General features: G+C 71.8%; 23 protein-coding genes and 4 pseudogenes. 5 read left to right on the forward strand and 22 right to left on the reverse strand.

What is annotated here, in order from left to right; translation table 11 throughout:
• Window positions 1-44: 44 nt before the first annotated feature.
• From QQK45_RS05640 to serS, 7 genes and pseudogenes are all read right to left on the reverse strand, one after another.
• A complete protein-coding gene (locus QQK45_RS05640; protein ID WP_284292427.1) occupies window positions 45-974 on the reverse strand; it encodes a carbohydrate ABC transporter permease in 930 nt (309 codons plus the stop codon).
• Window positions 974-1954 carry a carbohydrate ABC transporter permease gene (locus QQK45_RS05645; RefSeq protein WP_284292428.1) on the reverse strand — a complete coding sequence of 327 codons (981 nt, stop codon included), beginning with the start codon at window positions 1952-1954 and terminating at the stop codon, window positions 974-976. The genes QQK45_RS05640 and QQK45_RS05645 overlap by 1 nt, the downstream gene beginning before the upstream one ends.
• Window positions 1955-2039: 85 nt before the next feature.
• A complete protein-coding gene (locus QQK45_RS05650) occupies window positions 2040-3053 on the reverse strand; it encodes an ABC transporter substrate-binding protein (protein ID WP_348525155.1) in 1014 nt (337 codons plus the stop codon).
• A gap of 599 nt (window positions 3054-3652) precedes the next feature.
• The gene (locus QQK45_RS05655) at window positions 3653-4678 is read right to left on the reverse strand and encodes a LacI family DNA-binding transcriptional regulator (RefSeq protein WP_284292429.1); all 1026 of its coding nucleotides are present in this window, start codon (window positions 4676-4678) and stop codon (window positions 3653-3655) included.
• Between the two features lie 17 nt (window positions 4679-4695).
• On the reverse strand, window positions 4696-5121 hold the full coding sequence (locus QQK45_RS21935; RefSeq protein WP_348525337.1) for an HAD family hydrolase: 426 nt from the start codon (window positions 5119-5121) through the stop codon (window positions 4696-4698).
• A 212-nt stretch (window positions 5122-5333) separates the two neighbouring features.
• Window positions 5334-5555 (reverse strand): annotated as a pseudogene (locus QQK45_RS21940) (HAD family hydrolase); the annotation flags it as partial.
• Window positions 5552-6831 (reverse strand): annotated as a pseudogene (gene serS / locus QQK45_RS05665) (serine--tRNA ligase). The pseudogenes QQK45_RS21940 and serS, both read right to left, overlap by 4 nt.
• A gap of 202 nt (window positions 6832-7033) precedes the next feature.
• Here serS and QQK45_RS05670 point away from each other — a divergent pair.
• Together QQK45_RS05670 and QQK45_RS05675 are read left to right on the forward strand one after the other, a co-directional pair.
• Window positions 7034-8170 carry a diacylglycerol/lipid kinase family protein gene (locus tag QQK45_RS05670; RefSeq protein ID WP_284292430.1) on the forward strand — a complete coding sequence of 379 codons (1137 nt, stop codon included), beginning with the start codon at window positions 7034-7036 and terminating at the stop codon, window positions 8168-8170.
• Window positions 8171-8215: 45 nt separating this feature from the next.
• A complete protein-coding gene (locus tag QQK45_RS05675; protein WP_284292431.1) occupies window positions 8216-10642 on the forward strand; it encodes a hypothetical protein in 2427 nt (808 codons plus the stop codon).
• Here the strand turns inward: QQK45_RS05675 and QQK45_RS05680 are convergent.
• On the reverse strand, window positions 10581-11372 hold the full coding sequence (locus tag QQK45_RS05680; RefSeq protein WP_284294956.1) for a glycosyltransferase family 2 protein: 792 nt from the start codon (window positions 11370-11372) through the stop codon (window positions 10581-10583). The two genes, QQK45_RS05675 and QQK45_RS05680, sit on opposite strands and share 62 nt — an antisense overlap.
• Before the next feature lie 145 nt (window positions 11373-11517).
• Window positions 11518-12339 (reverse strand): DUF5926 family protein, encoded by an 822-nt coding sequence (locus QQK45_RS05685; RefSeq protein ID WP_284292432.1) that lies wholly within the window; start codon window positions 12337-12339, stop codon window positions 11518-11520.
• A gap of 51 nt (window positions 12340-12390) precedes the next feature.
• On the opposite strand from QQK45_RS05685, the gene QQK45_RS05690 reads away from it, so the two are divergent.
• The gene (locus tag QQK45_RS05690; protein ID WP_284292433.1) at window positions 12391-13020 is read left to right on the forward strand and encodes a GNAT family N-acetyltransferase; all 630 of its coding nucleotides are present in this window, start codon (window positions 12391-12393) and stop codon (window positions 13018-13020) included.
• 34 nt (window positions 13021-13054) lie between these two features.
• On the opposite strand, the gene QQK45_RS21945 is transcribed toward QQK45_RS05690, so the two are convergent.
• From QQK45_RS21945 to QQK45_RS22980, 3 genes and pseudogenes are all read right to left on the reverse strand, one after another.
• On the reverse strand, window positions 13055-13372 hold the full coding sequence (locus tag QQK45_RS21945; protein WP_431310321.1) for a hypothetical protein: 318 nt from the start codon (window positions 13370-13372) through the stop codon (window positions 13055-13057).
• A gap of 6 nt (window positions 13373-13378) precedes the next feature.
• A pseudogene (locus tag QQK45_RS22975) lies at window positions 13379-14292 on the reverse strand (elongation factor G); the annotation flags it as partial.
• Between the two features lie 44 nt (window positions 14293-14336).
• Window positions 14337-15167 (reverse strand): annotated as a pseudogene (locus QQK45_RS22980) (GTP-binding protein); the annotation flags it as partial.
• A gap of 120 nt (window positions 15168-15287) precedes the next feature.
• Here QQK45_RS22980 and QQK45_RS05700 point away from each other — a divergent pair.
• A protein-coding gene (locus tag QQK45_RS05700) for an IS3 family transposase (protein ID WP_431310233.1) occupies window positions 15288-16459 on the forward strand; the annotation gives its coding sequence in 2 pieces (ribosomal slippage) (window positions 15288-15566 and window positions 15569-16459; 1170 coding nt in all).
• A gap of 69 nt (window positions 16460-16528) precedes the next feature.
• On the opposite strand, the gene QQK45_RS05705 is transcribed toward QQK45_RS05700, so the two are convergent.
• The 5 genes from QQK45_RS05705 to QQK45_RS05725 form a co-directional block, all read right to left on the reverse strand.
• Window positions 16529-17017, reverse strand: a complete 489-nt coding sequence (locus QQK45_RS05705; RefSeq protein ID WP_284292435.1) for a hypothetical protein — start codon at window positions 17015-17017, stop codon at window positions 16529-16531.
• On the reverse strand, window positions 17004-17672 hold the full coding sequence (locus QQK45_RS05710) for a hypothetical protein (protein ID WP_284292436.1): 669 nt from the start codon (window positions 17670-17672) through the stop codon (window positions 17004-17006). Before QQK45_RS05710 ends, QQK45_RS05705 begins: the two co-directional genes overlap by 14 nt.
• 151 nt (window positions 17673-17823) lie before the next feature.
• Entirely contained in the window at window positions 17824-18858 is a 1035-nt protein-coding gene (locus tag QQK45_RS05715) for a hypothetical protein (RefSeq protein WP_284292437.1), read from the reverse strand.
• Between the two features lie 110 nt (window positions 18859-18968).
• The gene (locus QQK45_RS05720; RefSeq protein WP_284292438.1) at window positions 18969-19727 is read right to left on the reverse strand and encodes an ABC transporter ATP-binding protein; all 759 of its coding nucleotides are present in this window, start codon (window positions 19725-19727) and stop codon (window positions 18969-18971) included.
• A 5-nt stretch (window positions 19728-19732) separates the two neighbouring features.
• Complete coding sequence (locus tag QQK45_RS05725) at window positions 19733-20146, reverse strand: hypothetical protein (protein ID WP_284292439.1); 414 nt, start codon at window positions 20144-20146, stop codon at window positions 19733-19735.
• 307 nt (window positions 20147-20453) lie between these two features.
• On the opposite strand from QQK45_RS05725, the gene QQK45_RS05730 reads away from it, so the two are divergent.
• Window positions 20454-21533: a DUF4037 domain-containing protein gene (locus tag QQK45_RS05730; RefSeq protein WP_284292440.1), complete on the forward strand. Its 1080-nt coding sequence runs from the start codon at window positions 20454-20456 to the stop codon at window positions 21531-21533.
• 174 nt (window positions 21534-21707) lie between these two features.
• Here the strand turns inward: QQK45_RS05730 and QQK45_RS05735 are convergent, their stop codons facing one another.
• From QQK45_RS05735 to QQK45_RS05755, 5 genes are all read right to left on the reverse strand, one after another.
• Window positions 21708-22487 carry an LLM class F420-dependent oxidoreductase gene (locus QQK45_RS05735; RefSeq protein ID WP_284292441.1) on the reverse strand — a complete coding sequence of 260 codons (780 nt, stop codon included), beginning with the start codon at window positions 22485-22487 and terminating at the stop codon, window positions 21708-21710.
• Window positions 22488-22640: 153 nt separating this feature from the next.
• Window positions 22641-23081 (reverse strand): hypothetical protein, encoded by a 441-nt coding sequence (locus tag QQK45_RS05740; protein ID WP_284292442.1) that lies wholly within the window; start codon window positions 23079-23081, stop codon window positions 22641-22643.
• A gap of 35 nt (window positions 23082-23116) precedes the next feature.
• Window positions 23117-24547, reverse strand: a complete 1431-nt coding sequence (gene gad, locus QQK45_RS05745) for a glutamate decarboxylase (protein ID WP_284292443.1) — start codon at window positions 24545-24547, stop codon at window positions 23117-23119.
• A gap of 74 nt (window positions 24548-24621) precedes the next feature.
• Window positions 24622-25137, reverse strand: coding sequence for a hypothetical protein (locus tag QQK45_RS05750; RefSeq protein ID WP_284292444.1), 516 nt, complete (start codon window positions 25135-25137; stop codon window positions 24622-24624).
• A gap of 92 nt (window positions 25138-25229) precedes the next feature.
• Window positions 25230-26309: a M15 family metallopeptidase gene (locus tag QQK45_RS05755; RefSeq protein WP_284292445.1), complete on the reverse strand. Its 1080-nt coding sequence runs from the start codon at window positions 26307-26309 to the stop codon at window positions 25230-25232.
• Window positions 26310-26375 lie beyond the last annotated feature (66 nt).

Here is a 26375-nt window from a genome sequence, read left to right on the forward strand (position 1 = left end):
CCTCGCGCGAGGAGGGCGGCCGTCGTCGTGCGTGCGGACCGGGCTCAGCCCTTGACGGAGCCCGCCAGGAGCCCGCGGACGAAGTACCGCTGGAGGGACAGGAACACGATGACCGGGATGATCATCGAGACGAACGCGCCCGCCGACAGCAGGTACCAGGCGTTCCCGCGCGACCCGGTGAGGTCGAACAGGAACTTCGTCATCGGCGCCGTCGCCGTACCTGGCCCCGCGAACGTCAGGGCGACCAGCAGGTCGTTCCACACCCACAGGAACTGGTAGATGCCGAACGCCGCGAGCGCGGGCTTGAGCATCGGCAGCATCATCCGGAAGAAGATGGTGACGTGCCCGGCGCCGTCGACGCGCGCCGCCTCGATGAGCTCGCCCGGGATCTCCCGCATGAAGTTGTGCAGCAGGAAGATCGCGAGCGGGAGCCCGAACATGGTGTGCGAGAGCCAGATCGCCCAGAACGTGCCGTTGAGGTGCAGCTTCACGTACAGGGTCAGGAGCGGCAGGAGCGTGACCTGAATGGGCACGACCTGGAGCGCGAAGACCGCGACGAACAGGACGTTCTTGCCCTTGAACTTGGTCCACGCGAACGCGTAGGCCGCGAGGCACGCGAGCAGGATCGGCAGGAGCACCGCGGGGATCGTGATGACGATCGAGTTGATCAGGTACGGGGTCAGCGACGAGGTCTGGCTCGTGTCGAGGACCTGCTTGTAGTTGTCCAGCGTGAAGTCCGGGTTGGTGAAGACGGTCCACCAGCCGGTCTTGTTGATGTCGAGCGACGGCCGGAACGACGTGACCAGCAGACCCGCCGTCGGGATGGTCCAGACGACCGCCAGGATCACGGCGACGAGCGACGCCCACGGGGAGCTGAGCCCTCGCTTGGCGATCTCTCCCCGCGTGCGGACGGGCGGCTTCTCGCTGACGGTGGCTCCGTCGATGGCGACGTCGGGTGTGGTGAGCTCAGCCATCATCGACCCTCCGATGCGCGCAGCTGGCGGACGTTGTAGACGATGATCGGGATCACCAGGACGAACAGGACGACGGCGAGCGCCGCGCCCAGGCCCTGGTTGGCAGCGCTGAACGTCTGCGAGTAGAACTCGTTGGCGATCACGTTGGTGTCGAAGTTTCCGCCGGTCATGGTCCGCACGATGTCGAAGACCTTGAGACAGGCGATCGCGATCGTCGTGAGGACGACCACCACCGCGGGCCGGATGCTCGGGAACGTCACGAACCGGAACATCTGGAACCCTCCGACGCCGTCCAGGCGGGCGGCCTCGACGATGTCGGCGGGGATCGCCTTGATGGACGCCGAGAGGATGGTCATCGCGAAGCCCGCCTGGATCCAGATCATCACGACGATCAGGAAGAAGGTGTTCCACGGGCTGTTGAGAAGGAAGTTGTACGGCTTGCCGCCCAGCCACACGATGACCTGGTTGATCAGGCCGATCTGCTGGATCGGGTGCTTGGTCGTGCCGCCCGCCGGGTCACGGAAGTCGTACATGAACTTCCAGATGATCGACGCGCCTACAAGCGAGATCGCCATCGGCAGGAAGATCACGGCCTTGGCGACCGCTTCGCCCTTGGCCCGGTCGACCAGGATGGCGTAGAGCAGACCGATCGCGGTCGCGACGAACGGGGTGACCAGGGTCCACAGCACCGTGTTCCGCAGCACTACGAGCTCGTCGGAGTTCGTGAAGATCGACGTGTAGTTGTCGATCCCGACGAACGACCCGCCGGCGGCGTCGCGGAACGAGTTCCACAGCGTCTTGAGCGCGGGGTACACGAGGCCGATCGCGAGCAGCACGAGGGACGGGCCGACGAACCACCAGCCCGCCCGCCGTCCGCCGCGCTTCTCGTACAGGGCCGCGAGGCCCAGGATCACGGCGATGACGGCCCCGAAGATCAGGATCGCCCACACCATGTCCAAGAGCTTGGGAGCTACATCCATCGTTCCTCCTGAAGGAGCCAGGTCCGCTGAGGTGCACAGGGGGCGCGCGACCGGCCTTGGCCACGCGCCCCCGGTTCGCCTCAGGTCAGGACTTCGGCCAGGCGGCGTCGATCTTCTGGACGGTGTCCTGCGTGGACTGTCCGGTGATCCAGGACGTCGCCTGCTTCCAGAAGGCTCCCGAGCCGACCGCGGCGGGCATCTGGTCGGAGCCGTCGAAGCGGAACACCGTGTTCGGGTCCTTGAGAATCTCGACCGACAGCTTGTCGATCGGGTTCACGAGGTTCGCCTCGTCGAGGCCCTTGTTGCCGGAGATCCAGCCGCCGCCGGTGTCGTCCGAACTGGCCTTGGCCTTGAGGTTCGCCCAGATGTCGGTCGACCAGAACTCCTGGACGGCCTGGACCTCGGGCCGGTCGGAGAACGCCGTCACGAACTCGCCGGCACCCAGGACCGGGTGGTCCGACTCGCTCTTGCCAGGCAGGTAGAACGCGTAGACGTCACCGTCGGGCGAGATGTCCGTGCCCTTGGGGAAGTTGGCCGCGTAGAACGACGCCTGACGATGCAGCCAGCAGGTGCCGCCGCCCTGGGTCGGGTCGATGCCGAGCCCGGCCTCCTGGAACGTGGTGGTCGCGATCGACTTCACGTCGCCGATGCCCGCGTTCACGTAGTCGGGGTTCTTGACGTAGGCGCCGACATCGTCGAACGCCTGGACGATCTTCGGGTCGGAGAACTTCACCGTGCCGGCGACCCACTGGTCGAACACGTCTGCGCCGTCGTCGCGGAGCACGAAGTCCTCGACCCAGTCAGTGAGCGGCCAGCCCGTCGCCTCCCCGGAGTTGATGCCCACGCACCAGGGCTTGTTCCCGTCCGCGACCATCTTGTCGGACAGCGCCTTGAGCTCGTCGAGCGTCTTGGGCACCTCGTAGCCGGCGTCCTTGAACTGCTTGGGCGAGTACCAGACGAGCGACTTGACGCTCGCTCCGGACGGCGCCGCGTAGAACGTGCCGTCGACCGTGCCGTACTTCTTCCAGTCGGCGCCGAACCACTTGTCGACGTTGGCGGCGACCTTGTCGGGGGCCTTGACGACCTTGCCCGTCGCCACGAGCTGCGCGAGCAGCCCGGGCTGGGGGACGATGCCGATGTCCGGGGGTTGCCGGCCTTCGCCTGGACGAGGATCTGCTGTTCGAAGTTCTTGTCGGCGGTGTACTTGATGGTGACGCCGGTGCACTTCTCGAACTGCTTGAACGAGTCGACGTACGGCTGGTCCTCGGGTGCGACGATCCCGGCGTAGATCGTCACGGTCTTGCCCTTGAGGTCGCCGTACTGCGTGTAGTCGGCGCAGTCGGAGCCGGCCTGGGTACCCGTCCCCGTGCCGCCGCCTCCCCCGTTGTCGTCGTCGCTCGAGCAGCCGGCGAACACGAGTGCGATCGCGGCGGCGCCCGCCGCGAGTGCCACGCCCTGCCGGGCGCGGAGTCGAGTGCGTGTCATTTCCCCTCCACCTCGTCGTGGTGCGTCCTAGGCGGCGGCGAAGTTCCGCCCACCCGGGGCCGACGACGGAGGTGGTAGCCGTCCGTCGTTGGCCGCTACAGCCATGCAAGCGTTTACATGGCCTCTCTTCAAGGCCTGACACGTAACGATTGCGTCACGCACCGTCTTGGTCGCGCACGAGGTGTGGGAGCCCTCCCACACCTCTGGCCGACGCTAGCGCGGGGCGGGCCCGGGCGCGCGCGGGGCGGCCGTCGACGAGCGCTCCACCAGGCGCGTCGGGTAGGTGACCGCCTCGGGCGCACGCTCCCCCAGCACCATCTGCAGCAGCACGAGCGCCGCGTCCTGGCCCTGCTGGAACGCGTCCTGGGCGATGGTCGTGAGCCCGACGAGCTCCCCGAACGGGTGCCCGTCGACGCCGATCACCGACAGGTCCTCCGGGACCCGCAGGCCCAGCCCGCGCGCGGCGAGGATCACCCCCATCGCCATCTCGTCCGACGACGCGAACACCGCCGTCAGCTCCGGGTGGGCCGCCAGGAGCGCGTGCCCGGCCGTGCGTCCGCCGTCGAGGTCGAAGTTCCCGTCGACCTCCCACGACGGCGGCGCCTCGACGCCGACCTCGGCGAGCGCCTTCCGCCAGCCGGCCCGGCGGCCCATGGCGGGTGACCACTCGGAGACGGGGTCCTGCGCCCCGGTGACGTGCCCGACCGCGCGGTGCCCCAGGGCGATCAGGTGACGCGTGGCGGCGAGCCCGGTCGCGACGTCGTCGACGCGGTGCGTGACCTGGCCGCGCGGGCCCGATCCGACGAACGCCAGCGGCACCCCCAACGCCGCGAGCGACGAGATCTCCGCGGCCTCGAGCGGGAGGCCCACGACGAGGGTGCCGTCGACGCGCCGCCGCAAGACGTTCGGGTCGACGCGTGGGCGCGGCAGGGCGTCGCGCGGCGAGCCCAGCGCGTACAGGAGGACGTCGAACCCGAGGCCACGCAGCGCGTGCTCGACGCCGTCGACGACCTCGCCGAAGTACCAGCGCGCGATGCCCGGCGTCAGGACGCCGATCGTGCGCGTGCGGCCCGAGGCCAGCGACGCGGCCGACGGCGACGGCACGTACCCGAGCTCGGCCACGGCGGTCAGGACCTTGACCCGCGTCGCCTCCGTGACGTTCGGCAGGCCGCGCAGCGCCCGGGACACGGTCGCGGTGGAGACCCCGGCCGTGCGTGCAACGTCCTCGATGCTCGCCACGGTCCCCGATTCTGCCGCTAGGTGAGCAGGCTGCGCAGGACGGCGGCCGCGCCGTCCTCGTCGATCGTGCCCGTGACCTCGTCCGCGGCAGCCTTCACGACGTCGTCGGCGTGGCCCATCGCGACGCCGCGCGCGGCCCACTCGAGCATCCCGAGGTCGTTGCGGCCGTCACCGATCGCGACGGTCGCCCACGGCTCGACTCCGAGCCGGCGGCGGACCCCTCGAGCGCCGTGCCCTTGGTGACGCCCTGGGGCGCGATGTCCATCCAGGCGGTCCAGCCGATGGCGTAGGTGACGTCCTCGAGGCCGAGCCGGTCCACGAGGTCGTGGAAGTCCTCCCGCGTGCGCTCGGGGCTGCGCACGACGACGCGGGTCACCGGCTCGGACGCGAGCTGCTCGAACGGCACGACCTCCTGGCGGCCCGTGATCTCGCCCTCGGGCCACGGTGCGTTGACGCGGTGCCCGAGACCCAGCTCCTCGACGGCGACCAGCGCGCCCGGGATGCCCTCGAGCACTGCCCGCAGCGCGGGCGCCGGGTCGAAGGTCACGCGCTCCTCGATCGCGAACCCCTCGGGCGTCGTCGGGTCGATCCGCGCCGTCACGGCGCCGTTGGAGCAGACGAGCCAGCCCTCGGTCAGCCCGAGCTCGCGCGCGACCGGGATGGTCGCCAGGACCGTGCGACCCGTCGAGATGACCGGGTGGTGGCCGGCGTCCCGGAGCGCGGCGACGGCCTCGCGCACCGCGTCCGAGATGTGCTCGTGGTGCGGCGGCTCCTCGTCCCAGGAGAGCAGCGTGCCGTCGATGTCGAGCGCGACCAGGTACGTGGACGGGCGCGCGCCCTCGACGGGCGGCTCCGCTGCCGGGACCACCGGGCTCATCCGACCGGCTCGAGCACCTCGAGGCCGCCGAGGTAGCCGCGCAGGCCCTCGGGCACCACCACCGAGCCGTCGGGCTGCTGGTGGTTCTCGAGGATCGCGACGATCCAGCGGGTGGTCGCGAGCGTGCCGTTGAGCGTCGCGACCGGACGCGTCTCGGTGCGGCCCTCGACCTCGAACCGTTCCCGGACCCCGAGGCGCCGGGCCTGGAACGTGGTGCAGTTCGACGTCGACGTGAGCTCGAGATAGCGGTTCTGCGTGGGCAGCCACGCCTCGCAGTCGAACTTACGTGCGGCGCTCGAGCCGAGGTCGCCGGCCGCGGTGTCGATGACGCGATAGGGCAGCCCCGCCTTGGCGAGCATCTGCTCCTCCCACGCGAGGAGGCGCTGGTGCTCGGCGGCGGCGTCCTCGACGCGGCAGTAGCTGAACATCTCGACCTTGTGGAACTGGTGCACGCGGATGATGCCGCGCGTGTCCTTGCCGTACGAGCCGGCCTCGCGGCGGTAGCAGGCGCTCCAGCCGGCGTACCGTTTGGGGCCGTCCGCCAGGTCGACGATCTCGCCGCTGTGGTACCCGGCGAGCGCGACCTCGCTCGTGCCCACGAGGTACAGGTCGTCGGTGCCGAGATGGTAGATCTCGTCCGCGTGCTTGCCGAGGAAGCCCGTGCCGGCCATGACCTCGGGCTTGACGAGCGTCGGCGTGATCACGGGCGTGAACCCGGCCGCGACCGCCTGGTCGACGGCCGCGTTGAGCAGCGCGAGCTCGAGGCGGGCGCCGACGCCGGTGAGGTAGTAGAAGCGCGCGCCCGAGACCTTGGCGCCGCGCTCGGTGTCGATGGCGCGCAGGCCCTCGCCCAGCTCGAGGTGGTCGCGCGGCGCGAAGCCCTCGGCCGCGAAGTCGCGCGGCGTGCCCTCGTGCCGCAGGACGACGTAGTCGTCCTCGCCCCCGGGGGCGCGCCCTCGACGACGTTCGCGATCTGGAAGAGGAGGGCGTCGAGCTCCTCGCCGGCGGCCTTGGCGTCGGCGTCGAGCGACCGGACCTGTTCCGCGAGCTCCTTGGTGTGCGCGAGGAGGGCCTGCTTCTCCTCGCCCTGCGCCTGCGCGACCTGCTTGCCGAGCGCCTTCTGCTCGGCGCGGCGCGACTCGAAGTCGGTGAGCGCGGAGCGTCGGCGCGAGTCGGCGTCGAGCGCGGCGTCGACGAGCGCGGGGTCGTCGCCGCGGGCGGTCTGGCTGGCACGGACCGTGTCCGGGTCCTCCCGGAGGAGCTTGAGGTCGATCACGGACCCAGCGTATCGGGGCGGGGGACGCCCTCGGCCGTGCCGCTGCCCCGCCGACGGCGCCGCGCACGGTGCGCCGACGTGTGATCCCGCGCACGCCGTCGGGCGCACCCGGGAGCAAACTCGCTGCTCGGAGCACTCATCTCCTCCAGGGCCGCGAAATCTCCCGGGTGCGCGGAGGCCACGTCCGGATACGGTGAGCCACGTGAGCACCCCCTGGGAGACGTGGATCGGCGTGGCGGCGCTCGTCGTCGCGCTGGTCGCCCTGGTGGTTGCGCTCGTCGTCTACCTCCAGGCCCGCAGGGCCGGACGACGCATGGGCCGCCCGGCCCGCCGGTACGGGACCGGCCTCGGGCCCCGCGAGCCGGAGGCCCCCGGAGAGCGCCTCGTCGCGTTCGTCGCCAACCCCTCCAAGCCCGGCGTGCCCGAGCTGCGGGACACGCTCGTCGACGCCTGCCTCGACGCCGCCCTGCCCGAGCCCCTCTGGTTCGAGACGACGATCGAGGACCCGGGGCGCGGCCAGGCACGGGACGCGCTCGCGGCGGGCGCCGACGTCGTCGTGGCGGTCGGCGGGGACGGGACGGTCCGCGCGGTGGCCGAGGCCATGGCCGGGACGGGCAAGGCCATGGGCATCCTGCCCCGCGGCACGGGCAACCTCCTCGCCCGCAACCTCGACATCTCGACGACCTCCGTCGAGGACGCGCTCGCCACCGTCATCTCCGGGCACGACCGGCACGTCGACGTCGGGCGCCTGCGCGTCGACGAGTACGCCGAGAACCCCGAGCCCGGCAGCGAGGGGGCCCGCGACGTCGACCACCTCTTCCTCGTCATCGCCGGGCTCGGCTTCGACGCCGCGATGGTCGCCGACGCCGACCCCGCTCTGAAGTCCAAGGTCGGCTGGCTGGCCTACTTCTTCGCGGGCGTCCGGCACCTGCACGGGCGGCGCACCCGGATGCGGATCGAGCTCGACGACGCCCCCGCCGTCGACACGCGCGTCCGCAGCCTCATGATCGGTAACTGCGGACTCCTGCCCGGCGGGATCACGCTCATCCCCGACGCCGTCATCGACGACGGCCGCCTCGACGTCGTCGCGATCGACGCCCGCGCCGGACTGGTGGGATGGGCGCAGGTCTTCGGTGAGGTCGTCATGCAGGGCATCGGAGTCTCGTCGGGCGACCTGCCCCGCGCCGGCCGGATCGACACCAGCCCGGCCCGGCACGTGCGGATCGAGGTCGAGCCGGGTGCGGGCGAGCACGTCCAGGTCGACGGCGACCTCCTCGGCCGGGCGCGGCGCGTGACCGCGTGGGTCGAGCCGGGCACGCTCGTCGTGCGCTCCGCCTGACGCGCGCCCGACGGCCTGCGGGGACGCTCCCCTAGGCTGGGGCCCGTGCCGCTCGACCTTCCCGCGACGACCCCCGTCCGCCCCCGACGCCTCCTCCGGCGGACGACGGCGCTCGTCGCGTCCGTCACGGTCGCGATCGGCCTGGCCGGGGCGGTCGGAGCGGGCACCGCCACGGCGGCCCCGAAGGACGCGACGGCGGCGGCAGCGTCCGACGGCCCGTTCGTCCTCGTGGGCACGGGCGGGGTGCAGCCCGAGGACGTCTCCGCGACCACGACGCCGAACATCTGGAAGGCGCTCGGCGGCACGCCGGCCGACGGGTCGGACCCGGCCTCGGCCGACCTCGTCGGCGTCGCGCCCGGGGTCAACGTGGTGCGGACCGTCCGGTCGAGCACGTGCCCCGTCGACGGGTGGCTCGCCGTCTCGTCCGGTCGACGTGCGGGCGACATCGCCCCGCACACCCAGCCCACCTGCCGCGTGCCCGACGACCCGACCGACTCGTCCACGGACGGCACGGGCGGCACGGTCCCGGACTGGGCCGAGTACCAGGACGCCGTCGCGCACCAGAGCTTCGACGCGACCCTCGGTGCCCTCGGCGACGCGGTCGAGGCCACAGGCCTGGCCACGACCTCGATCGGCCCGGGCGCCGCCATCGCGGTCGCGACCAAGGACGGCACCGTCGCGGGCACCCACGTCGACGCGCCGGCGGACGTCACCGGGCTCGAGAACGCGGTGACGACGGCGCTCGGGACGTCACGCCTCGTCGTCGTCGACGCCGGCGCGGTGCTCGACCCGGCCGCTCAGCCCGGCGAGGAGCCGCTGCCGGCCGAGGAGGTGGCAGCCTCGCACGCGAAGCAGGTGAAGGCCGTCGACGCGAACGTGGGCGCCGTGCTCGCGGCGGTGACCGCCTCGCCCGGTGCGGCCGACACCTCCGTGCTCGTCGCGTCGCTCGCCGACTCGAACCGGACCTCGCACCTGCAGCTCGCCCTCGGAGCCGGCCCCGCGCTCTCGACGCACGGCGACGCCAGCGGGGGCCACACCATCCTCGCCGCAGGCTCGACGCGGCAGCCCGGCATGATCCAGGACACCGACGTCCTGCCGACCGTCGTTCACGCGGTCGGGATCGGGGCGTCCGTCCCCGAGAGCGCCACGGTCGGCACGACCATCGGCACCGCCCGGTCCGACGCGTCGGGCACCGACCGGCTCGACGGCCTCGTCGACGTCAGCCGGCACGCGTCCGCGGTCAAGCCGCTCATCGCGAACTTCTACCTGCTCCTCATCCTCGCGAACCTCGCGCTCTACGCGTTCGCGACCGTCCTGCTGCGCCTCGACGCGAAGCGGCTCGGCGCCGTCGGCCGGTGGCTGCGCGAGAACCCGTCCGGCGTGCTCAAGGGGCTCGTCGCCGTCGGGATCGCGCTCGGCTCGATCCCCGTCTCCACGACCCTCGCGAACGCCTTCCCCTGGTGGCGTGCCAGCGCGCCCGCGTGGACGCTCGCGGGCATCGTCGTCGCGCTCGACGTCGTCATCACGGCCGTCGCGATGCTCGTCCCGTGGCGCCGGGCACCGCTGTGGCCGTTCGGCGTCGTCGGCGGGGTGACCGCGGTCGTGCTCGCGATCGACGTCCTCGGCGGCGCGCCGCTCCAGCTCTCCGGGCTCATGGGCACGCAGCCGCTCGTCGCGGGTCGCTTCTACGGCATCAACAACACGTCGTACGCGCTGTTCGGCACGGCGTGCGTCATGGTGACCGTCGCGCTCGCGAACCCGCTCGTGCTCCGCGGACGCCGCAAGGCCGCCGCGGGCGTGGTCGCCGTCGTCGGGGTGGTCGCGACCGCACTCGACGGGCTCCCCTCGATCGGCGCCGACTTCGGCGGACCCCGGGCTCGTCGCCGGCTTCGCCCTGCTCGCCCTCATGGCGGCGGGCGTGAAGCTCACCTGGCAGCGCGTCGTCGGGGTCCTCGGGGCAGCGGTCGTCGTGGTCGTCGCGTTCGCCGTCGCGGACTGGCTGCGACCCCCGACCAGCGCACCCACCTCGGGCGCTTCGTCGACGACGTCCTGCACGGCGAGCTGTGGCACGTCGTCCAGCGCAAGCTCGCGCAGAACCTCGACAACCTCAACAACAACCTGACGCTCGTGGCGCTCGCGGGGCTGCTCGTCGTCGTCTACGTGCTCGGCCGGCCCCTGCGCGGGGCGCTCGCGCACCCGGCCGGCGGGCCGCTCGAGTGGATCACCACCGACGCGCCGCTGAGCCAGCTCACCGCGTACGCGCCCATGCTGCGGCCCGGCATCATCACGACGGGTGTGATCCTCGGGATCGGGTTCCTCGTCAACGACTCGGGGATCCTCGTGCCCGCGACCGGCATCGTGCTGGCGCTGCCCGTGCTCCTCGCGGTCTACGCGAACTGGCTGCGCGACGTCAGGGCGCGGGGTGGTGCGGCCGCACCACGTCCACGGTCCGACGCACCCGCCGCGCGCTGATCGCGAGCTGCACGTCGCGGTACTGCGCCGCGCGGTGGAGCTGGCCCTTGAAGTCCTTGCCCGACGGGCGGTGCCGCAGCTCGCACGGGATCTCGACGGCCACGTAGCCCTGCCGGAGCAGGTCGATGGTCAGGCCGACCTCGACGCCCCAGCCGCGCGCGAGCGGGGTCGCGGCCTCGAACGCCGCGCGCGTCATGCAGCGCATGCCCGACAGCGGCTGCGTGGGGGTCCAGCCCGTCATGCCCGCGATCGCGCGGCGCGCCGCCCCGACGACGAACCCGTGACCGCCCGCGCCGACCTGCGGCGGGATGATCGCGATCGCCATGTCGGCCACTCCCTCGAGCACGGGCGGGACCAGGGGCGCCGTGTTGACGGCCGTGTCGGCGAGGTCGGCGTCGACGAACAGGAGCAGCCGTTCGGGGCGGCCCGGAACGTCGCGCATCGCCACGACCGCGGCGCCCGTCTCCATCGCGGCGGCCTTCCCGCGGTTGTGCGAGTGGCGCACGACGACGGCCCCCGCCTCGCGGGCGACGTGCTGGGTGTTGTCCTCGGAGCCGTCGTCGACGACGAGCACGAGGTCCACGTTCGGGATCGCCCGTGCGGAACGGACCGTCGCGGCGATGCGGCGGGCCTCGTCCTTGGCGGGGATCACGACCGCGACGCGCTGGCGGAAGCGGCCGGGGTGCGCGCCGTCGGGGGCCGGCGGCCGGGGCGTCTTCGCGGTGGGCAGCGTCTCGGACGCCTCGCCCGTTGCGGGTCGGCGACTTCCCGTGTCGTCCGTCGGTTGGTCGGGCAGCGCGCTCGTCACGTCGTTCAGCCTAGTCGAGTCAAGAGATGGACGCAGATTCCCCTGCGTGCGGGCAAAGACACCCGTCTCACCGTAGGGTGACCTGGCGGGCGACGATCCCGGCGCGGGCCCGGCGCTCGTTCGCGTCGAGCGGCGCGTCCGCGGCCAGCGCCTCGTCGAGCGTGGCCTTGAACGCGGCCACGGGCTCCTCGAGGTCCGACGCCTCGGTGCCGCGCGGCAGCTCCCAGACCGGCACCACGAGCCCCGACGAACGGAACGCCCCCACGAACTTCCCGCCCGCGAACCCGCTCGCCCGGCGGGCCTGGAGGCGGGCCAGCGCGTCGATGACCGTGTCCTCGTCCTCGGGCAGCGCCCAGCGCAGGAACTCGCGGTTCATGCGGCACCAGTACGCCGACGGCACCGACGCGAGCTTGACCGTCGGGATGATCGACTCGGCCGCCTGCTGGAGCGAGGCCTCGACCTCGTCGGTGCGCTCGGCACCGCCGTCGAGCCAGTACTCGAAGCCGTCCTGCACCGTGACCTCGAACGGGACCGTGAGGTCGAGGACGTCCTGCAGGCGGGGGCCCGCTGCCGGCGGGTCGATGAGGACCGAGGTACCAGGCTCGCTCGCGAGCGCCTCGAGGAGCGCGGCGGCGAGGTAGCGGCTCGTGTCGTCCGAGGCGCCGACGCCCTGGAGTGCGAGGAGAACCGTCCCGTCCTCGCGGTGCAGCGCCTGCCACCCGCCGGGGAGGACGGTCGTGACGACGACGTCCGTGGACCCGTGCTCCGCCGTCGTGCGGGCGGTCGCGGTCGCGGCGGGGACGACCTCGCGCAGCGCGACCCAGTCCGGCTCGCCGGGGAGGCCCTCGAAGGGGCGCAGCACGAAGTCGGTCGCAGAAGAGGACGCCATGGGGCCCGAGTCTACTGGCGTGCGCGACGCCCGCCGCTACGGTGGATCGGCATGGGGACCCCTGCGACGACGCCACCGCCCGCCGACCTGACGACGACCGCGGACGTGCGGATCGAGCACCTCGACGTGGTGTTCGCGCGGGGCGACCCGGCGTACTGCTGGTGCCAGTGGGACCGGCTGCGCGGCAAGGCGTTCGACGACCTCGAGCGGTCCGAGCGGCGCGAGCTCACGGCTGGCCTGCTCGACGACGCGCACGACGGCTCCGCGCCGAGCCCGGGCGTCGTCGCGCTCGCCGGGGACGAGCCGGTGGGGTGGTGCGCCGTCGCGCCCCGCACCGACCTGCCGCGCCTGTTCACGAGCCCGTCCGCGCTCAAGACCCTGCCCGAGGAGCAGCGCGAGGACGACGGGACGTGGTCCGTCACGTGCTTCGCCGTGCGGCCAGGACACCGCCGGCAGGGGGTCGCAGGGCTGCTGCTCGACGCGGCCGTCGAGCACGCGTTCGGCAACGGAGCCTCGGCGGTCGAGGCGTACCCGGTGGATGTCGCGCAGAAGCCGAGGACGTCGTCGTCGGGCCTGTACCGCGGCACGCTCACCCTGTTCCTGACCCACGGGTTCGAGGTGACGGCGCGCCCGACGCCGGGCCGCGCCGTCGTCCGCCGCCCCGCCCCTCCCGCGACGTAGGCCTCCCGGCGGGGTACTTCGCGGTGGGAGCAGCTCAGCGCTGCGGGGCGACGTCGTACCGCTCGGGCTCGATGGTGAGCTCGGCCTGCCCCGCCGTGAGCGAGCGCAGGTCCAGCACGTACCGGGCGAGCTCGGCCTCGGGGACGCTCGCGACGACGCTCACCCGGCCGGCGTCGTCGGGACCCTCGGTCGCGGCCACGTGCCCGCGTCGCCCGGACAGGTCGGTCAGCACCGCGCCCTGCACCTCCGACGGCACCGTGACGACCACCCGGCTCACGGGCTCGAGCACGACCGTCCCGGCGTCGGCGAGCGCCTCCCGCAGCCCGGCGGCCGCGGCGGTCCGGAACGCCATCTCGGACGAGTCGACCGAGTGGGCCTTGCCGTCGTACACCTCGACCCGCACGTCCACGACGGGGTACCCGTGGGGTCCGCCCGCGGCGAGCGCGTCGTGCAGGCCCTTCTCGACGGCGGGCAGGTAGGACCGCGGGATCGCGCCCCCGACGACCTTGTCGACGAGCTCGAAGCCGGCCCCCGCGGCAGCGGCTCGGCCCGCAGCTCGACGACGGCGAACTGCCCGTGCCCGCCCGACTGCTTCTTGACCTTGCCCTCGGCCTGCGCGCGCCGGGCCAGCGTCTCGCGGTACGCGACGGGCACGGGCCCGGTCGTGACGTGCACCCCGAACACGCGGGCGAGGCGATCGAGCGCTACGGCGAGGTGCGTGTCCCCGAGGCCCCGGAGCACGGTCGCGTCCCCGCCGGGTGCGGCGACGCGCTCGACGAGCAGCGTCGGGTCCTCGGCGACGAGCCGGGCCAGGGCGGTCGACATGCGGTCGTCGTCGGACTGGGAGACGGGGACGAGGCTGAGGCCGTAGACGGGCTGGCGCGCGGGCGGCGCCACGGGACGCGCCCCCGTCCCCCCGGCGCCCGCGGGACGTGCCCACAGGATCGTGCCCGACGGCGTCCCGACGAGCTTCGCGACCGCGCCCACCTCGCCCGCCGCGAGCCCGTCCACCGGGTGGTGGTCCTTGCCCTGGACGCGGAACAGGCCGTGCAGGCGCTCGCCGGCACCGGTCGTCGCGTTGGTGAGCCGGTCCCCCGACCGCACGGTCCCCGAGAGCACGCGGAACAGCGAGACCTGCCCGACGAACGGGTCCGCGACCGTGCGGAACACGTGCGCGAGGACCTCTCCCCGGGGTCCGCGGCGACCGCGACCGGCTCGTCGCCCAGCAGGACGACCCGGTCGCGCTCGGCGGCCGACGGCGCGAGCTCCCACAGCAGGTCCGCGACCCGGTCCACGCCCGTCCGCGTGAGCCCCGACGCCACGAGCACCGGGAACGCCGCGCCGTCCGCGACCTCGTGCGCGAGGGTCCGCTCCAGCTCGGCGGCCTCGGGCTCGTCGCCGCCCAGGTACGCCTCGAGCTGCGCGTCGTCGTGGGACACGATGTCCTCCGTCACCTCGACGTGCAGCGCGTGCTCCTGCGCGGCCACGGCGTCGGTGAGGGGCTGGTCGTGGTGGTGGCCGTCGTCGTCGTAGGCGTAGCCGGCCTCGGTGAGGACGTCCGCGACCCCGTGGAACGCGGACTCCTCCCCGACGGGCAGCTCGAGCGGCACGAGCTCGTCGCCGTCCGCGCCGAGCGAGGTCCGCAGGTCCGCGAGGACCGCCTGGAAGTCGGCGCGCGCCTTGTCCTCCTGCGTCACGACGACGACACGCGGCACCCCCGCGTCGCGCGCTGCTGCCCACGCCGCCCGGGTCCCGGCCTGGACGCCGTCGGCCGCGCTCACGACGACGGCCGCGACGTCCGCGACCGCGAGCGCCGTGTCGACCTGGCCGGCGAAGTCGGGGTGGCCGGGCGCGTCGAGGAGCGTGAGGGTGCGCGGCGCGCCGTCGGGCCCGGTCCAGGTCGCGTGCGCGACGCCGAGCGCGAGCGACATGCCGCGCGCGACCTCCTCGGGCTCCGTGTCGGTCACGGTGCTGCCGTCCTCGACCCGGCCGGGCCGCGGGATCGCGCCGGTGACGTGGAGGATCGCCTCGGCGAGCGTCGTCTTGCCGGCGCCCCCGTGCCCGACGAGTGCGACCACCCGGACCGGTGACCCCGGCGGCGCACCGCCCGCACCGGTCTCCTGGGTCTGCGTGCTCGCGCTGCTCATGGACGCCTCCCGCCGCGCCGCCGGATGGCCTCAAGTCTCGCGCGGGCCGGGGGGACTGCTGCACGGATAGGTGACACCTCACTTGTGGTGCCGTGAGGCGTCACTGGAAGGATGTGCCTTGTGCCCGCACCCCATCCCAAGGAGTTCCGCGACGATGTCGTGGCTGTCGCCCGTCGCGGCGAGGCCCCGGTCAAGCAGATCGCGAAGGACTTCGGCATCTCCGAGTCGTGCCTGCGCAACTGGATGCACGCCGCTGACGTCGAGGACGGCGCCAAGCCCGGCGTGACCGCGTCCGAGTCGGCCGAGCTGCGCGAAGCACGTCGCCGGGTGCGTCTGCTCGAGCAGGAGAACGAGGTGCTCCGCCGGGCTGCGGCGTACTTCGCCCAGGCGCACCTGCCGGGAAAATGAGCTACCCGCTCGTCCGTGAGCTCGCCGGTGACGGGATCCCCGTCGCGGTGACGTGCCGGGTGCTCGAACTCGCTCGCCAGCCCTACTACCGGTGGCTCGCGCAGCCGGTGACCGACCGTGAGCTGGAGCAGGCCTACCTCGCCAACGCCCTGTTCGACGCCCACCGTGACGACCCGGAGTACGGGTACCGGCTGCTCGCGGACGAGGCCCGCGAGGCCGGGCACGAGGCGTGCGACCGAACCATGTGGCGTCGCTGCGCAGAGAACTCGTGGTGGTGCGTGTTCGGGAAGAAGAAGGGCAAGGGCGGCAAGCGACCCGGGCCGCCCGCGCATGACGACCTCGTGAACCGGGACTTCACCGCCGAGGCACCGAACGAGCTGTGGCTGACGGATATCACCGAGCATCCCACCGGCGAGGGAAAGGTCTACCTGTGCGCTATCAAGGACGTGTACTCGAACCGGATCGTCGGGTACTCCATCAGCGACCGGATGAAGTCCTCCCTGGCCGTCCGGGCGCTCGAGAACGCCGTCGCCCGGCGGGCCGTGGACGGTGCCGACGTGGCCGGATGCATCGTCCACTCCGACAGGGGCAGCCAGTTTCGAAGCCGGAAATTCCTGGCCGCGATGCGACGTCATGACCTGGTCGGATCCATGGGCCAGGTCGCCTCCGCCGGTGACAACGCCGCGATGGAGTCGTTCTTCGCGCTCCTGCAGAAGAACGTCCTGGACCGGCGCAGGTGGGCCACCCGCCACGACCTGCGAATCGCGATCATCACCTGGATCGAACGCACCTACCACCGGCGCCGTCGCCAGCAGCGTCTGGGACGTTTGACCCCGATCGAGTTCGAGACCATCATCACCACTCAGGTCGCACTCGCCGCCTGAGATCACCTGTCACCCGTTCGTGCAGCAGTCCCGGGTCGGCGCGCGACCCCTCAAGGGCGGGGACCTATCTCACGCCCGACGGAACGTTCGACGGCTCAGCCACCACGCGATCCCTGCGAGCGCCGCAGCCCCGACGAATGGAAGCGACTTGCGCACATACTCGCCTCTGAACGACCGGTTGACCGCATCGGCAGCGACGCCAGAGCTCACAGCTGGACTCTCGCGTGCGTCGATCTTGACGTTCACGGACTGCCCGATCTGGCTGACCTGCTGTTTGCTGCCCTCCATCGAGATGAAGGCCTCGGGTTCGCCCCGAGGTGCGACGTAGACAGCCTTCGCCTGGTGGGGCGAATACATGTCCTCGACTTCCACCACGCGTTCCGAGATCGTCGGCTGAGTCCTCAGCCACGCGTACTCGTCGGCCTGATCGCGAACCTGCCCGACGAGGTGCAGCCCAGTCACGACCAGGACGACGGCACCCAGTGCCGCGGCAACTGAACCGACGACGGCGAGTGCTCTCGGCCATGCTGTGCCCGTCCGGCGCTCAGGTGCGTTCATCAGTCTCTCCAGCGGTGTCTCGAAGGATGTAAAGGGTGACGGCTGATGCAGCGATCACGAACGCGAAGCACCAGGAAGCGAGGGATCCGGCCGGGGACAGGATCCATGCCCAGGAAAGCGGCACTTGGTCCGCCGTCCGGCCGAAATATATGTGGGCCGTCAGTACGCAGGCCGGCGCAATCCATGCAGTCTCGACACCCCACAGGCTCGCTCCAACGGCTTCGAGCCCAAAGAAGGACGCGTACGACCTCGCGCTCACCGCAGCGTCCTGGCGGCCGCCCGACGCGATCGTCGCCACCACAGCACAGGTGACCACACCTGCCACGAGGAGAAAAGCGACCCAGAACGCGCGGGCCGCCTGGTGACGCTCGACATCCAGCGTCGTATCGAGCGCCGGTGAGACGCGGCGCAGCAGGACGACGACACAGGCTGCGGGCACGGCGGGTGCTAGAGGAGTAGTAAGCACCTGAACGGACCAGGGAACCACGGGGGCAACGAAGCTGTGCCCCTGCAGCAGGACACACGCGAACAACGACAGCGACAGCGCGACCCAATCCCTAGTGCTGACCCGCGCACGCGCGAATAGTAAGGCGCCGTAGAGCCTCTCGCGCAACCCTTCTGAGGTCACGGCAGCGGTCTGACGGTGCTCGAGCATGACCACACACCGGTGAACATCGTCTGGAGGGCTGCGGACTTCTCACGCGCATCGAGAGCATCAAGCTTCGCGAGCTGATTCGCGGGAAACGTGCCTGGTTGAACGGCGTCCATCTGCCCCTGGAGCCAGCCATCGAGAAGCGCCCGTGTGATCAGGACGTTGTCAGGGGGCCAGTCCTTCCCTGTGGGTCGTCGCAGTTCTGCGCGTAGGTCAGGCCGAGCGCGATAGCCGCACGCACCTCATCCTCGTCGCGAATCTGCGCGGGCGAGATCGTCAGCGTGACCGCGTCCGGGTCGAGTGAAGTCGCTCCACGGGAGTAAATGCGAGTTCGCGTCGGAACAACGGTGACCCCTTCGTCCCGGAGCAGCGCGAGGGCGCGGTCGAGCGGTTCGTCCACTCGGCGCGCCTCACCTGCCAACGACTTCGGGACGCACACGCGCTCTCCGCCCGGGGTTGCGTGGCAGCGCGGGGTGGTCGGCGTGTATGTCAGGACATCGCCCTGCGCCGACATGGTGTTGAAGGCGAGGACGCACACGGCGAGGACGCACACGAACCGAACCACGACGAGTCGCCGCACAAGGGCCCGCAGGGGGAGCGCAAAGATGACGAACGCAAGGAACATGAGCGCGCGAGGATAAAGGTAGCCGACGCGGAACGTGAGATCGACGAAGTCGGCGGAGCCTGTCCCCACGTTGGAGATGCGTCGGAAACCATACTGAACGAGGACTGTGTTCCCCGCGAGGATCGAGAGAAAGACCACGGCCGGCGCGATGTAGCCGGTGAAGTACGAACCGACCCATGCACCAAACCCGCAAAAGGCCGCCACCGCGAGGAACTGGACGGCCAGCGCGACGATGTCGGCTCCGCCAACCGCTCCAGAGACGACCGCAGTGACCGCGTAGAGCAGCACAGTGACCCCATGTGCAACCAGCGCGAGTACGGCGAACCGAATCAATGACAGTCGCCAAACCAACGAGCGGCCCGGCAGAGAAGGCAGAACCACGCCGAGGTCGACCACTGCGCGACCCGCGAGCCAGGCGCTCACCGCCGCGTAGAGCGGCGTCATAAAGAATAAGTAGAGGCCCGCACCATCGAGCGCCTGCTGGAGGTCGAAGCGCCAGAGGTCGAGATCGGTCGCGAACGACCATGCCAGCGTGCCGGCCCAGGCGAGCCCGACTACCAACAAGACCCAGCGATACCCGCGGCGGAGGCCCGAACCGTCGGCGCACCTTGGCGCTGGCTCTGGACGCCGAGGCAACTCCACCGTTGATTCCCCCATTGCAGTCGCCGGCGCACTCATGACTTCCCCATCAATTGGAGGAAGGCGGCTTCCAGCGGGGTAAGACCCTCGTCCGTCGACCCCGGCTTCCCAGTGGCCGCCAACGTCTGGAACTCCGTCGCGTGTCCCTGAAACACAACCCGCCCGTCCTTCAGTGCGACGAGCGTGCCGTTCGTCGCACCGGCGTCTTCGAGCAGATGTGTCGAGCAGAGGACAGCGGTGTCCTCGGCGAGATCGCGCATAAGTCGGCGCAGGTCGACCCGTCCCTGCGGGTCGAGACCGACCGTAGGTTCGTCGAGGAGGACGAGGGACGGTTCGTGAAGGATCGCCTGCGCGACACCGAGACGGCGGAACATCCCACCGGAAAGCGTCGCGACGCGGTCTGCGGCGCGATCCCCCAACCCCACGCGCGCCAGCGCCCGGGGCACAGCGGACACAAGGTCATGCTTTGACATGAGCCTCAGCCACCCGATGTACTCCAGATAACGGTGCAACGACATGTGGGGCGGTGCGGTGAACGACTGCGGCAGATATCCGATCAGGTCAGACTTCTGCCGCAGCCGTCCTGCGGGCGCCCCGGAGCCGTGGCGGACGATGGAACCGCGGCGAGGACGGAGAGCACCAAGCGCGAGACGAAAAGTCGTGGTCTTTCCCGCGCCGTTCTCACCGACGAGGAACGTCAGGCCTCCGCCGACGGTCAGATCGAATCCTTCGAGGACGGTCGTCCGGCGATACCCGAACGACACGCCACGAAACTCCAGAACGCTGTCAGACATCGCGGTTAGTACTCCGAGCCGCGCAGGTAGTAGGTCGAGGAGCACGAATCAGGTGCAGCCTTGACGTTGAAGCACGTCTGGATCTTCGCCCGACCACTGTTGCCTTCCGGGTCGAGTCCGATCCAGTCCTCCCAGTACTGCCACGTTGTAGTGCTGTTGTTCGACCCCGAGTTCGTGTGTCCGTCTGGGTGCCACCCGCTCACGCACGATGCGCCTGCGCCTGCTGACGAGAACGACGAGACGTAGCAGTAGCTACCGTTCCAGTACCAGTTCTCGCGGGTATATCCACCACGGTCGTAGGTCGAGCGGGTCTTGTCCGCCGACCAGTCTTGAATACGCGACCCCCGGCCCTGGTCTTCGCGGGTGCCTTGCCACGTGCCGTACGAGTACGCCGCCGGTGTCCAGCCCGCATAGTTCACGCTCTGCGGCGACGACGCGGACGCCCAGTTTCCCCCGGCAGCGCCTGAGCCGCCGATGTTCCTAGCACGATCGTCATGCCGAGAATGAACAAGGCCCCGAGGACCCGCTTGACTCTCCGTTGGTGTTCCACAAATTGCTCCTTGCTAGTTCTGCTCTGAACCGCTGGAGCGCGTTGTACGCGCCGAGGTGAAGCGCCGAGGTGAGGCGCCGAGGTGAGGCGCCGCCCGAAGGTACCATATGGCAATGGAACGCAGTCCCCGTGTGTTGGCCCGCGGGCGCGCGACCCCTCGCTGGTACGTTCCACGGGTGACGACGTCCCCGCCCGCACCCGCCGGCGCCGACCTCGCGCGCGACTATTACGACGACGCCGTCGCGCCCGTCCTCCAGGCGGAGGGCGTCGCGCACGCGGCGGGCCGGCTCGGGAGCGGCTCCGACGTCCTCGGGTTCGACGACGACACGTCCCGCGACCACGACTGGGGGCTGCGGCTCACGGTGCTCGTCGACGACGCCGCGGTGTCCGAGGTCGAGGCGCTGCTGGAGGGGCGGCTGCCGTCCTCGTGGCGCGGGCACCCGGTGCGGTTCGCGACGACGTGGGACCCCGAGGTGCGGCACCGCGTCGAGGTCACGAGCGTCCGAGCGCTGGCCGTGGCGCGCCTGGGCGTCGACCCGACGGACGGCCTCGAGCCGTGGCAGTGGCTCGCCCTGACCGGGCAGAGCCTCCTCGAGGTGTGTGCGGGGCCCGTCTTCCACGACGGCCCCGGCGAGCTCACGGCCCTCCGCGAGCGCCTCGCCCGCTACCCCGACGACGTCCGCCGGTACGTCGTCGCCTCGGCGTGGGCGCACCTCGGGCAGGAGCTGCCGTTCGTCGGGCGGACGGGGAGCCGCGGGGACGAGCTCGGCTCGGCGGTCCTCGCCGGACGGCTCGCGCGCGTCGCGATGCACCTGGGCCACGTGCTCGAGGGCCGCTGGGCGCCGTACGCGAAGTGGCTGGGGACTTCGTTCGCGGCGCTCCCGTCCGCGTCGGCCGCGGGGCCGCACCTGCGCGACGCGCTCGCCGCGACCGGCTGGCCGGACCGGGAGGCCGCGCTCGCCCGCGCGCTCGACGTCCTCCTCGCAGTCCAGGCCGGCTCCGGCCTGCCGGTGCCGGACGACCTGCCCGACGGCGGCGCGACCGTCCCGTTCTTCGACCGCCCGTTCCGCGGGGTCGCGCCGGTGCCGGAGGTGGTGCGCGCGTCGATCACGGACCCGGCGGTCCTCGCACTGCCCCGGGGCGTGGGCTGCGTCGAGCAGTGGGTCGACGACGTCCATGTCCTCATGGACCCGTCCCGCCGCCTGACGGCCGCCCGCGCAGTTCTCTCTTCACAGCGAGCGCCGCAGGCACCCTAACCCCGGGTGTCGGCGAGCCGAGCAACCTGAGGGCGGCCGGAGAGGGACGGGGCGCGGATCGTGGCGGGCCTGGCGGGAGGTGCCGAGGGACGAGGCGCCGGATGGTAGATCCGCGCCCCGTCCCTCGCAGGCCGCCCGGCGGTGAGCCGGACAACCGACGGGCCCCGACGAGAGTCAGCGCTGCGCGTCGCGCCAGGCCACCCACTCGGTCGCCCGCGTCAGGTCGTAGTCGGGACCGTTGACGCCGACCGTGAAGAGCGTGGCGCCGGCGGCGACGAGGTCGTCGGCGACCTCGGCGGGCGTGTGCCGGCTGACCTCGACGGACCGTTCGACGAGGTTCGCCGTGTCGCGGCCGACGGCCGCGCCGTGCTCGTCGAGGATCGCGGACTTGCGGATGAGGGTCTCGACGTCGCCGAAGCTGTGCCAGATGTCGGCGTGCTCGGCGACGATCCGGAGGGTCTTCTTCTCGCCGCCGCCTCCGACGAGGATCGGGATGTCGCGGGTCGGCGCGGGGTTGCCGGCGGCGAGGCGCTTGGTGATGCGGGGCATGGCTTCGGCGAGGGCGGCGAGGCGCGTGCCGGGGGTGCCGAACTCGTACCCGAACTGGTCGTAGTCCTTCTCCTTCCAGCCGGCCCCGATCCCGAGGATGAGGCGGCCGCCGGAGATGTGGTCGACGGTGCGGGCCATGTCGGCGAGGAGCTCGGGGTTGCGGTACGAGTTGCAGGTGACGAGCGCGCCGATCTCGACGCGGCTGGTCTGCTCGGCCCACGCGCCGAGCATGGTCCAGCACTCGAAGTGCTTGCCGTCGGGGTCACCGCTGAGCGGGAAGAAGTGGTCCCAGTTGAAGATGACGTCGACGCCGATCTCCTCGGCGCGCAGGACGGCGTCGCGGATCTGGCTGTACTCGGCGTGCTGGGGTTGGAGCTGGACGGCGATGCGATAGGGGAACGACATGGCGTGAGCCTATGTCGGTGCGGGCGCTCCTCCGACGTCGCCGAGGACGAGGATCCCCGCCGAGTACCGCCGCCGAGCAAGCGAGCTCCCCGCCGAGCAAGTGGGCACACGCTGCTTGGTCGACACGGACGCCGCTTGCTCGGTGAGGGGGCGTCAGCCGGCGGGCGCGCACGTGCCGAGATCGGTGACCGATGTCGCGTCGGGGCAGCGGTCGAGCCTCCACTCGCGGGGCCCGAACGCGTCTCGGGTCGCGTCGGTGATCACCTCGATCCCGTCGATCCCGGGGCCGACGCGGTAGTAGCTGACGATGAGATCGCCCTCGGTGATGTAGCTGCCGACGGTGAGCTCGGCGCCGTCGTGCGCTCCCGCGGCAAGACAGGCGAGGGCGTCCGCGGGGAGGGCACCGTCGCTCCCGGGCGCGGACGTGACGGACCCGCACGGGCTCAGCGGCTCGCGATCGGCGAACCACGACGGCGTCGGGGACGACCCCTGCACCCCGCTGCACGCCGCCAGCCCGGCCACGGCCAGCCCGACGACGACTCCCCCGACGACCCTCCGCGCCGCACCACGCCTCATGACCGACGAGCGTGCCACCAGCACGGTCGTCCCGCCAGGCCTCGAGCAGGCCGTCAGTGGTGGAACTCCGACCGCTCCCTCGTCGCCGGCATGGGCGTCTTCAGGGCGTCGAGGAACCGCACCTCCGCCTCGAGGTCCGCGAGGAACGCGCCCGCGAGGTCCCGGCTGAGGCCGTTGCGCACGACGACGCGCTGGACGGTGACGTCGGTGAGGTCGTCGGGCATGGGGTAGGCGGGGACGAGCCAGCCGTGCGTGCGGAGGCGCTCGGAGAGGTCGTAGAGGGTCCACCCGGCGCCCGCGTCGGTGTGGTCGGCGGCGAGACGCCACGCGAACACGGGGATGTCGGACCCGTCGTTCCACAGCTCGAACGCGCCGATCCGGGCGACTCCGTCGGCGAGGTAGCGGGCCACGTCGTGCGACGAGCGCTGCACCGTGCGGTACCCGTCGAAGCCGAGCCGGAGGAACGTGTAGTACTGCAGCAGCACGGGCGCGCCCGGTCGCGAGAAGTTGAGCGCGAACGTCGGCATGTCGCCGCCGAGGTAGCTCACCCGGAAGACGAGCGACTCGGGCAGGGCGGCGGCGTCCCGCCAGACGACCCAGCCGAGCCCCGGGTAGACGAGCCCGTACTTGTGCCCGGACGTGTTGATCGACGCGACCCGGTCCACCTGGAAGTCCCAGACGAGCTCCGGCTGGACGAACGGCGCGACCATCGCCCCCGACGCGCCGTCGACGTGGATGGGGACGTCGAGCCCGGTCGCCGCCTGGATGCGGTCGAGCGCGGCAGCGATCTCGGTGACGGGCTCGTACATGCCCGTGTAGGTGACTCCCATGATCGCGACGACGCCGATGGTGTTCTCGTCGACGTACTTGTCGAGGTCGTGGCCGTCGAGGACGCGGTGGTCCTCGGTCAGCGGCACGTAGCGGGGCTCGACGTCGAAGTAGTTGCAGAACTTCTCCCAGCAGACCTGCACGGCGCTCGACATGACGAGGTTCGGGGTGCCCACGGGCTTCCCCGCGGCGCGGCGCGCCTCCACCCACCGCCGCTTGAGCGCGAGCCCGCCGAGCATGCACGCCTCCGAAGAACCGGCCGTCGACGTGCCGATCGTGTGCAGCGGGTCGGGCGCGTGCCACAGGTGCGCGAGCATGCGCCAGCACCGTTCCTCGACGGCGGCGGTCTGCGGGTACTCGTCCTTGTCGACGACGTTCTTGTCCGCGGCCTCGACCATGAGCCGGTTCGCCTGGTCGTCCATCCAGGTCCCGACGAACGTCGCGAGGTTGAGCCGCGCGTTGCCGTCGAGCATGGCCTCGTCGTGGACGATCTGGTACGCGGTCTCGGGCAGCGATGGCGCGTCCGGGAGCCGGAACCGCGGGAGCTCGGTCGCCTCGCCGGGCCGCGCGAAGACGGGGTCGAGGGCGACGACGTCGCGCAGGTCGGCCGCGCGGGCGCGGCGGACGGGACGGTGCGGACCACCGGCGTGAGCCATGGCTCCGACGCTAGATCCGGAGGGACGCGCGTGCGCGGCGGAGGCGTCCCGACCCGATCGGTGACCTCGGCTGATCAGGAAAGCAGGTCTGCCACTCGCGCGGTGACGGGCCCGTGGACGAGGGTGCGTCCGGCGAGGGGCGCGGGGAGCTGCACGGTCCCGCCGGCGATCATGAGCGAGGCTGCGCAGGGCGCGTCGTCCGGCTGGGTCGCCCACGCCGTGACCGTGAGGTCGTCTCTGTCCTCGTCGACGGTGAAGCCGTCGAGGGTCGAGCAGGCGGTGGCCGCGTAGATCACCTGGAGGGAGTCGTCGCTCGATCCGACGTACCTCCACGGGAACGACGTCGCGCCGGCCGGGGCACGATCCAGCACGGGAAGCTGGTCGGTGAGGGTTCCCGCGATCCCCGCGGGGACGGGCGATGGATCCAGCCGGTCCGGGGAGGGCTCCGTCATGGCCTGGGGCGACGCCGAGGGCTCCGTCGCCGAGCTGCCTGACGACGAGCACCCGGCCAGGAGCGCCGCGGCGAACAGGACGGTCGCCGTCAGGAGCCGACCGTCTCGCTTCGACGGGTCACGCTTGCCCGCGGTCATGACAGGGAGTCTGCCACCGTGCAGCACGCTCAGACAGGCTTCCGAGCCACCAGGAACGAGTCCGGAGCTGTGCGGGAGGCGGCGAGGGGAGCTCAATAGGTGCGGGCCGCCGGCAGCCCGAAGAAGTCCTCGAGCGTCTTCGCGCCGGTCGCGCGCACGTCGGCCGCGACCTTCTTCCCGACGTACCGGACGTGCCACGGCTCGTACATGTACCCCGTGGTCTTCTCCTCGCCCTTCGGGTACCGGACGACGAACCCGTACCGCCAGCCGTTCTTCGCGACCCAGGCGGCCTGCTTCGTCGACCCGAAGCAGGACATCGCCCCGCACGACCCGGACGCGTCGAGCACGTCGACGGCCAGCCCCGTCTGGTGCTCCGAGTACCCCGGTCGCGCGGACTCGTTGTCGGCCTGCTCCTTGCCGTGCGCCGCGACCCAGCCCTCGTAGGTCGACGCCTGGACGTCGTGCGCGCGGTAGGCGCTGTGCACGAGGAGGGGCAGTCCCGCCTTGGACGCGGCCTTGAACATCGCGCGGAGCGCTGACGCCGCCTCGGGCCGCATGACCTCGGCGGGACCCGCGACCTCGACGAGCGTCTTCGGGGCGAAGGTCTTCGGGTCGAGCGGGCGCTTCTTGTTCACGATCACGAGGTCGGTGGACGGGTCGTCGGTCTGCGCGACGGACACGGTGCCGCCCTGGCCCGGCGTCGTCGCGTCCTTCGCGGGCCGCCACACGAGCGTCCCGCCGGCGTACTTCCGGGTGCAGCGCGTGGGGTCGTCCTCGCTCCCCGTGCACGACGCCGGCCCGCTCGCCGTCCCGAGGAAGCCCGCGCTCCCCCGCCAGCGGTCCGTCCACGCCGTGGTGATCGTCGCGGTGGCGAGGTCGCGGGCCGTGGGCTCGGGCGCCGTCGTCGGGGTGGCGGACGGCTGGGAGGCGGCGGGGACGCTCGAGCCGGCCTCCGGTGCGCTCCCGTGGTCGCGGCCGAGCAGGGCCGGTACGGCGACCACGAGCGCCACGACCACCACGACGACGACGGCGCCGACGAGGAACGTCCGGCGGCGGCGGGCCCGACGGCGCTGCTTGGCGCGAGCGGCGGCCTCGGCGCGGCGCACCGCTGCCGGGCGGGGTGCGCGCGCGACGTGCGGCGGTGCCGGCCGGTGCCGGCCCGTCGTGGTCATGAGGTCGATGGTACGGAGCGTGTCTGGGTCCCGCTGTTTCTACCTGGGTAGAACAACTGTCTACCA

Source organism: Luteimicrobium album (genome assembly GCF_030161555.1).
Lineage (GTDB): Bacteria > Actinomycetota > Actinomycetes > Actinomycetales > Cellulomonadaceae > Luteimicrobium > Luteimicrobium album.

Coding starts and splice junctions, on each gene's coding strand:
- QQK45_RS05685 (WP_284292432.1), bottom strand. CDS start 12,339: ATGGCGTCCTCTTCTGCGACCGACTTCGTGCTGCGCCCCTTCGAGGGC.
- QQK45_RS05705 (WP_284292435.1), bottom strand. CDS start 17,017: ATGAACGCACCTGAGCGCCGGACGGGCACAGCATGGCCGAGAGCACTC.
- QQK45_RS05750 (WP_284292444.1), bottom strand. CDS start 25,137: ATGACCGCGGGCAAGCGTGACCCGTCGAAGCGAGACGGTCGGCTCCTG.
- QQK45_RS05690 (WP_284292433.1), top strand. CDS start 12,391: ATGGGGACCCCTGCGACGACGCCACCGCCCGCCGACCTGACGACGACC.
- QQK45_RS05710 (WP_284292436.1), bottom strand. CDS start 17,672: ATGCTCGAGCACCGTCAGACCGCTGCCGTGACCTCAGAAGGGTTGCGC.
- QQK45_RS05645 (WP_284292428.1), bottom strand. CDS start 1,954: ATGGATGTAGCTCCCAAGCTCTTGGACATGGTGTGGGCGATCCTGATC.
- QQK45_RS05720 (WP_284292438.1), bottom strand. CDS start 19,727: ATGTCTGACAGCGTTCTGGAGTTTCGTGGCGTGTCGTTCGGGTATCGC.
- QQK45_RS21945 (WP_431310321.1), bottom strand. CDS start 13,372: ATGGCGTTCCGGACCGCCGCGGCCGCCGGGCTGCGGGAGGCGCTCGCC.
- gad (WP_284292443.1), bottom strand. CDS start 24,547: ATGGCTCACGCCGGTGGTCCGCACCGTCCCGTCCGCCGCGCCCGCGCG.
- QQK45_RS05755 (WP_284292445.1), bottom strand. CDS start 26,309: ATGACCACGACGGGCCGGCACCGGCCGGCACCGCCGCACGTCGCGCGC.
- QQK45_RS05735 (WP_284292441.1), bottom strand. CDS start 22,487: ATGTCGTTCCCCTATCGCATCGCCGTCCAGCTCCAACCCCAGCACGCC.
- QQK45_RS05640 (WP_284292427.1), bottom strand. CDS start 974: ATGGCTGAGCTCACCACACCCGACGTCGCCATCGACGGAGCCACCGTC.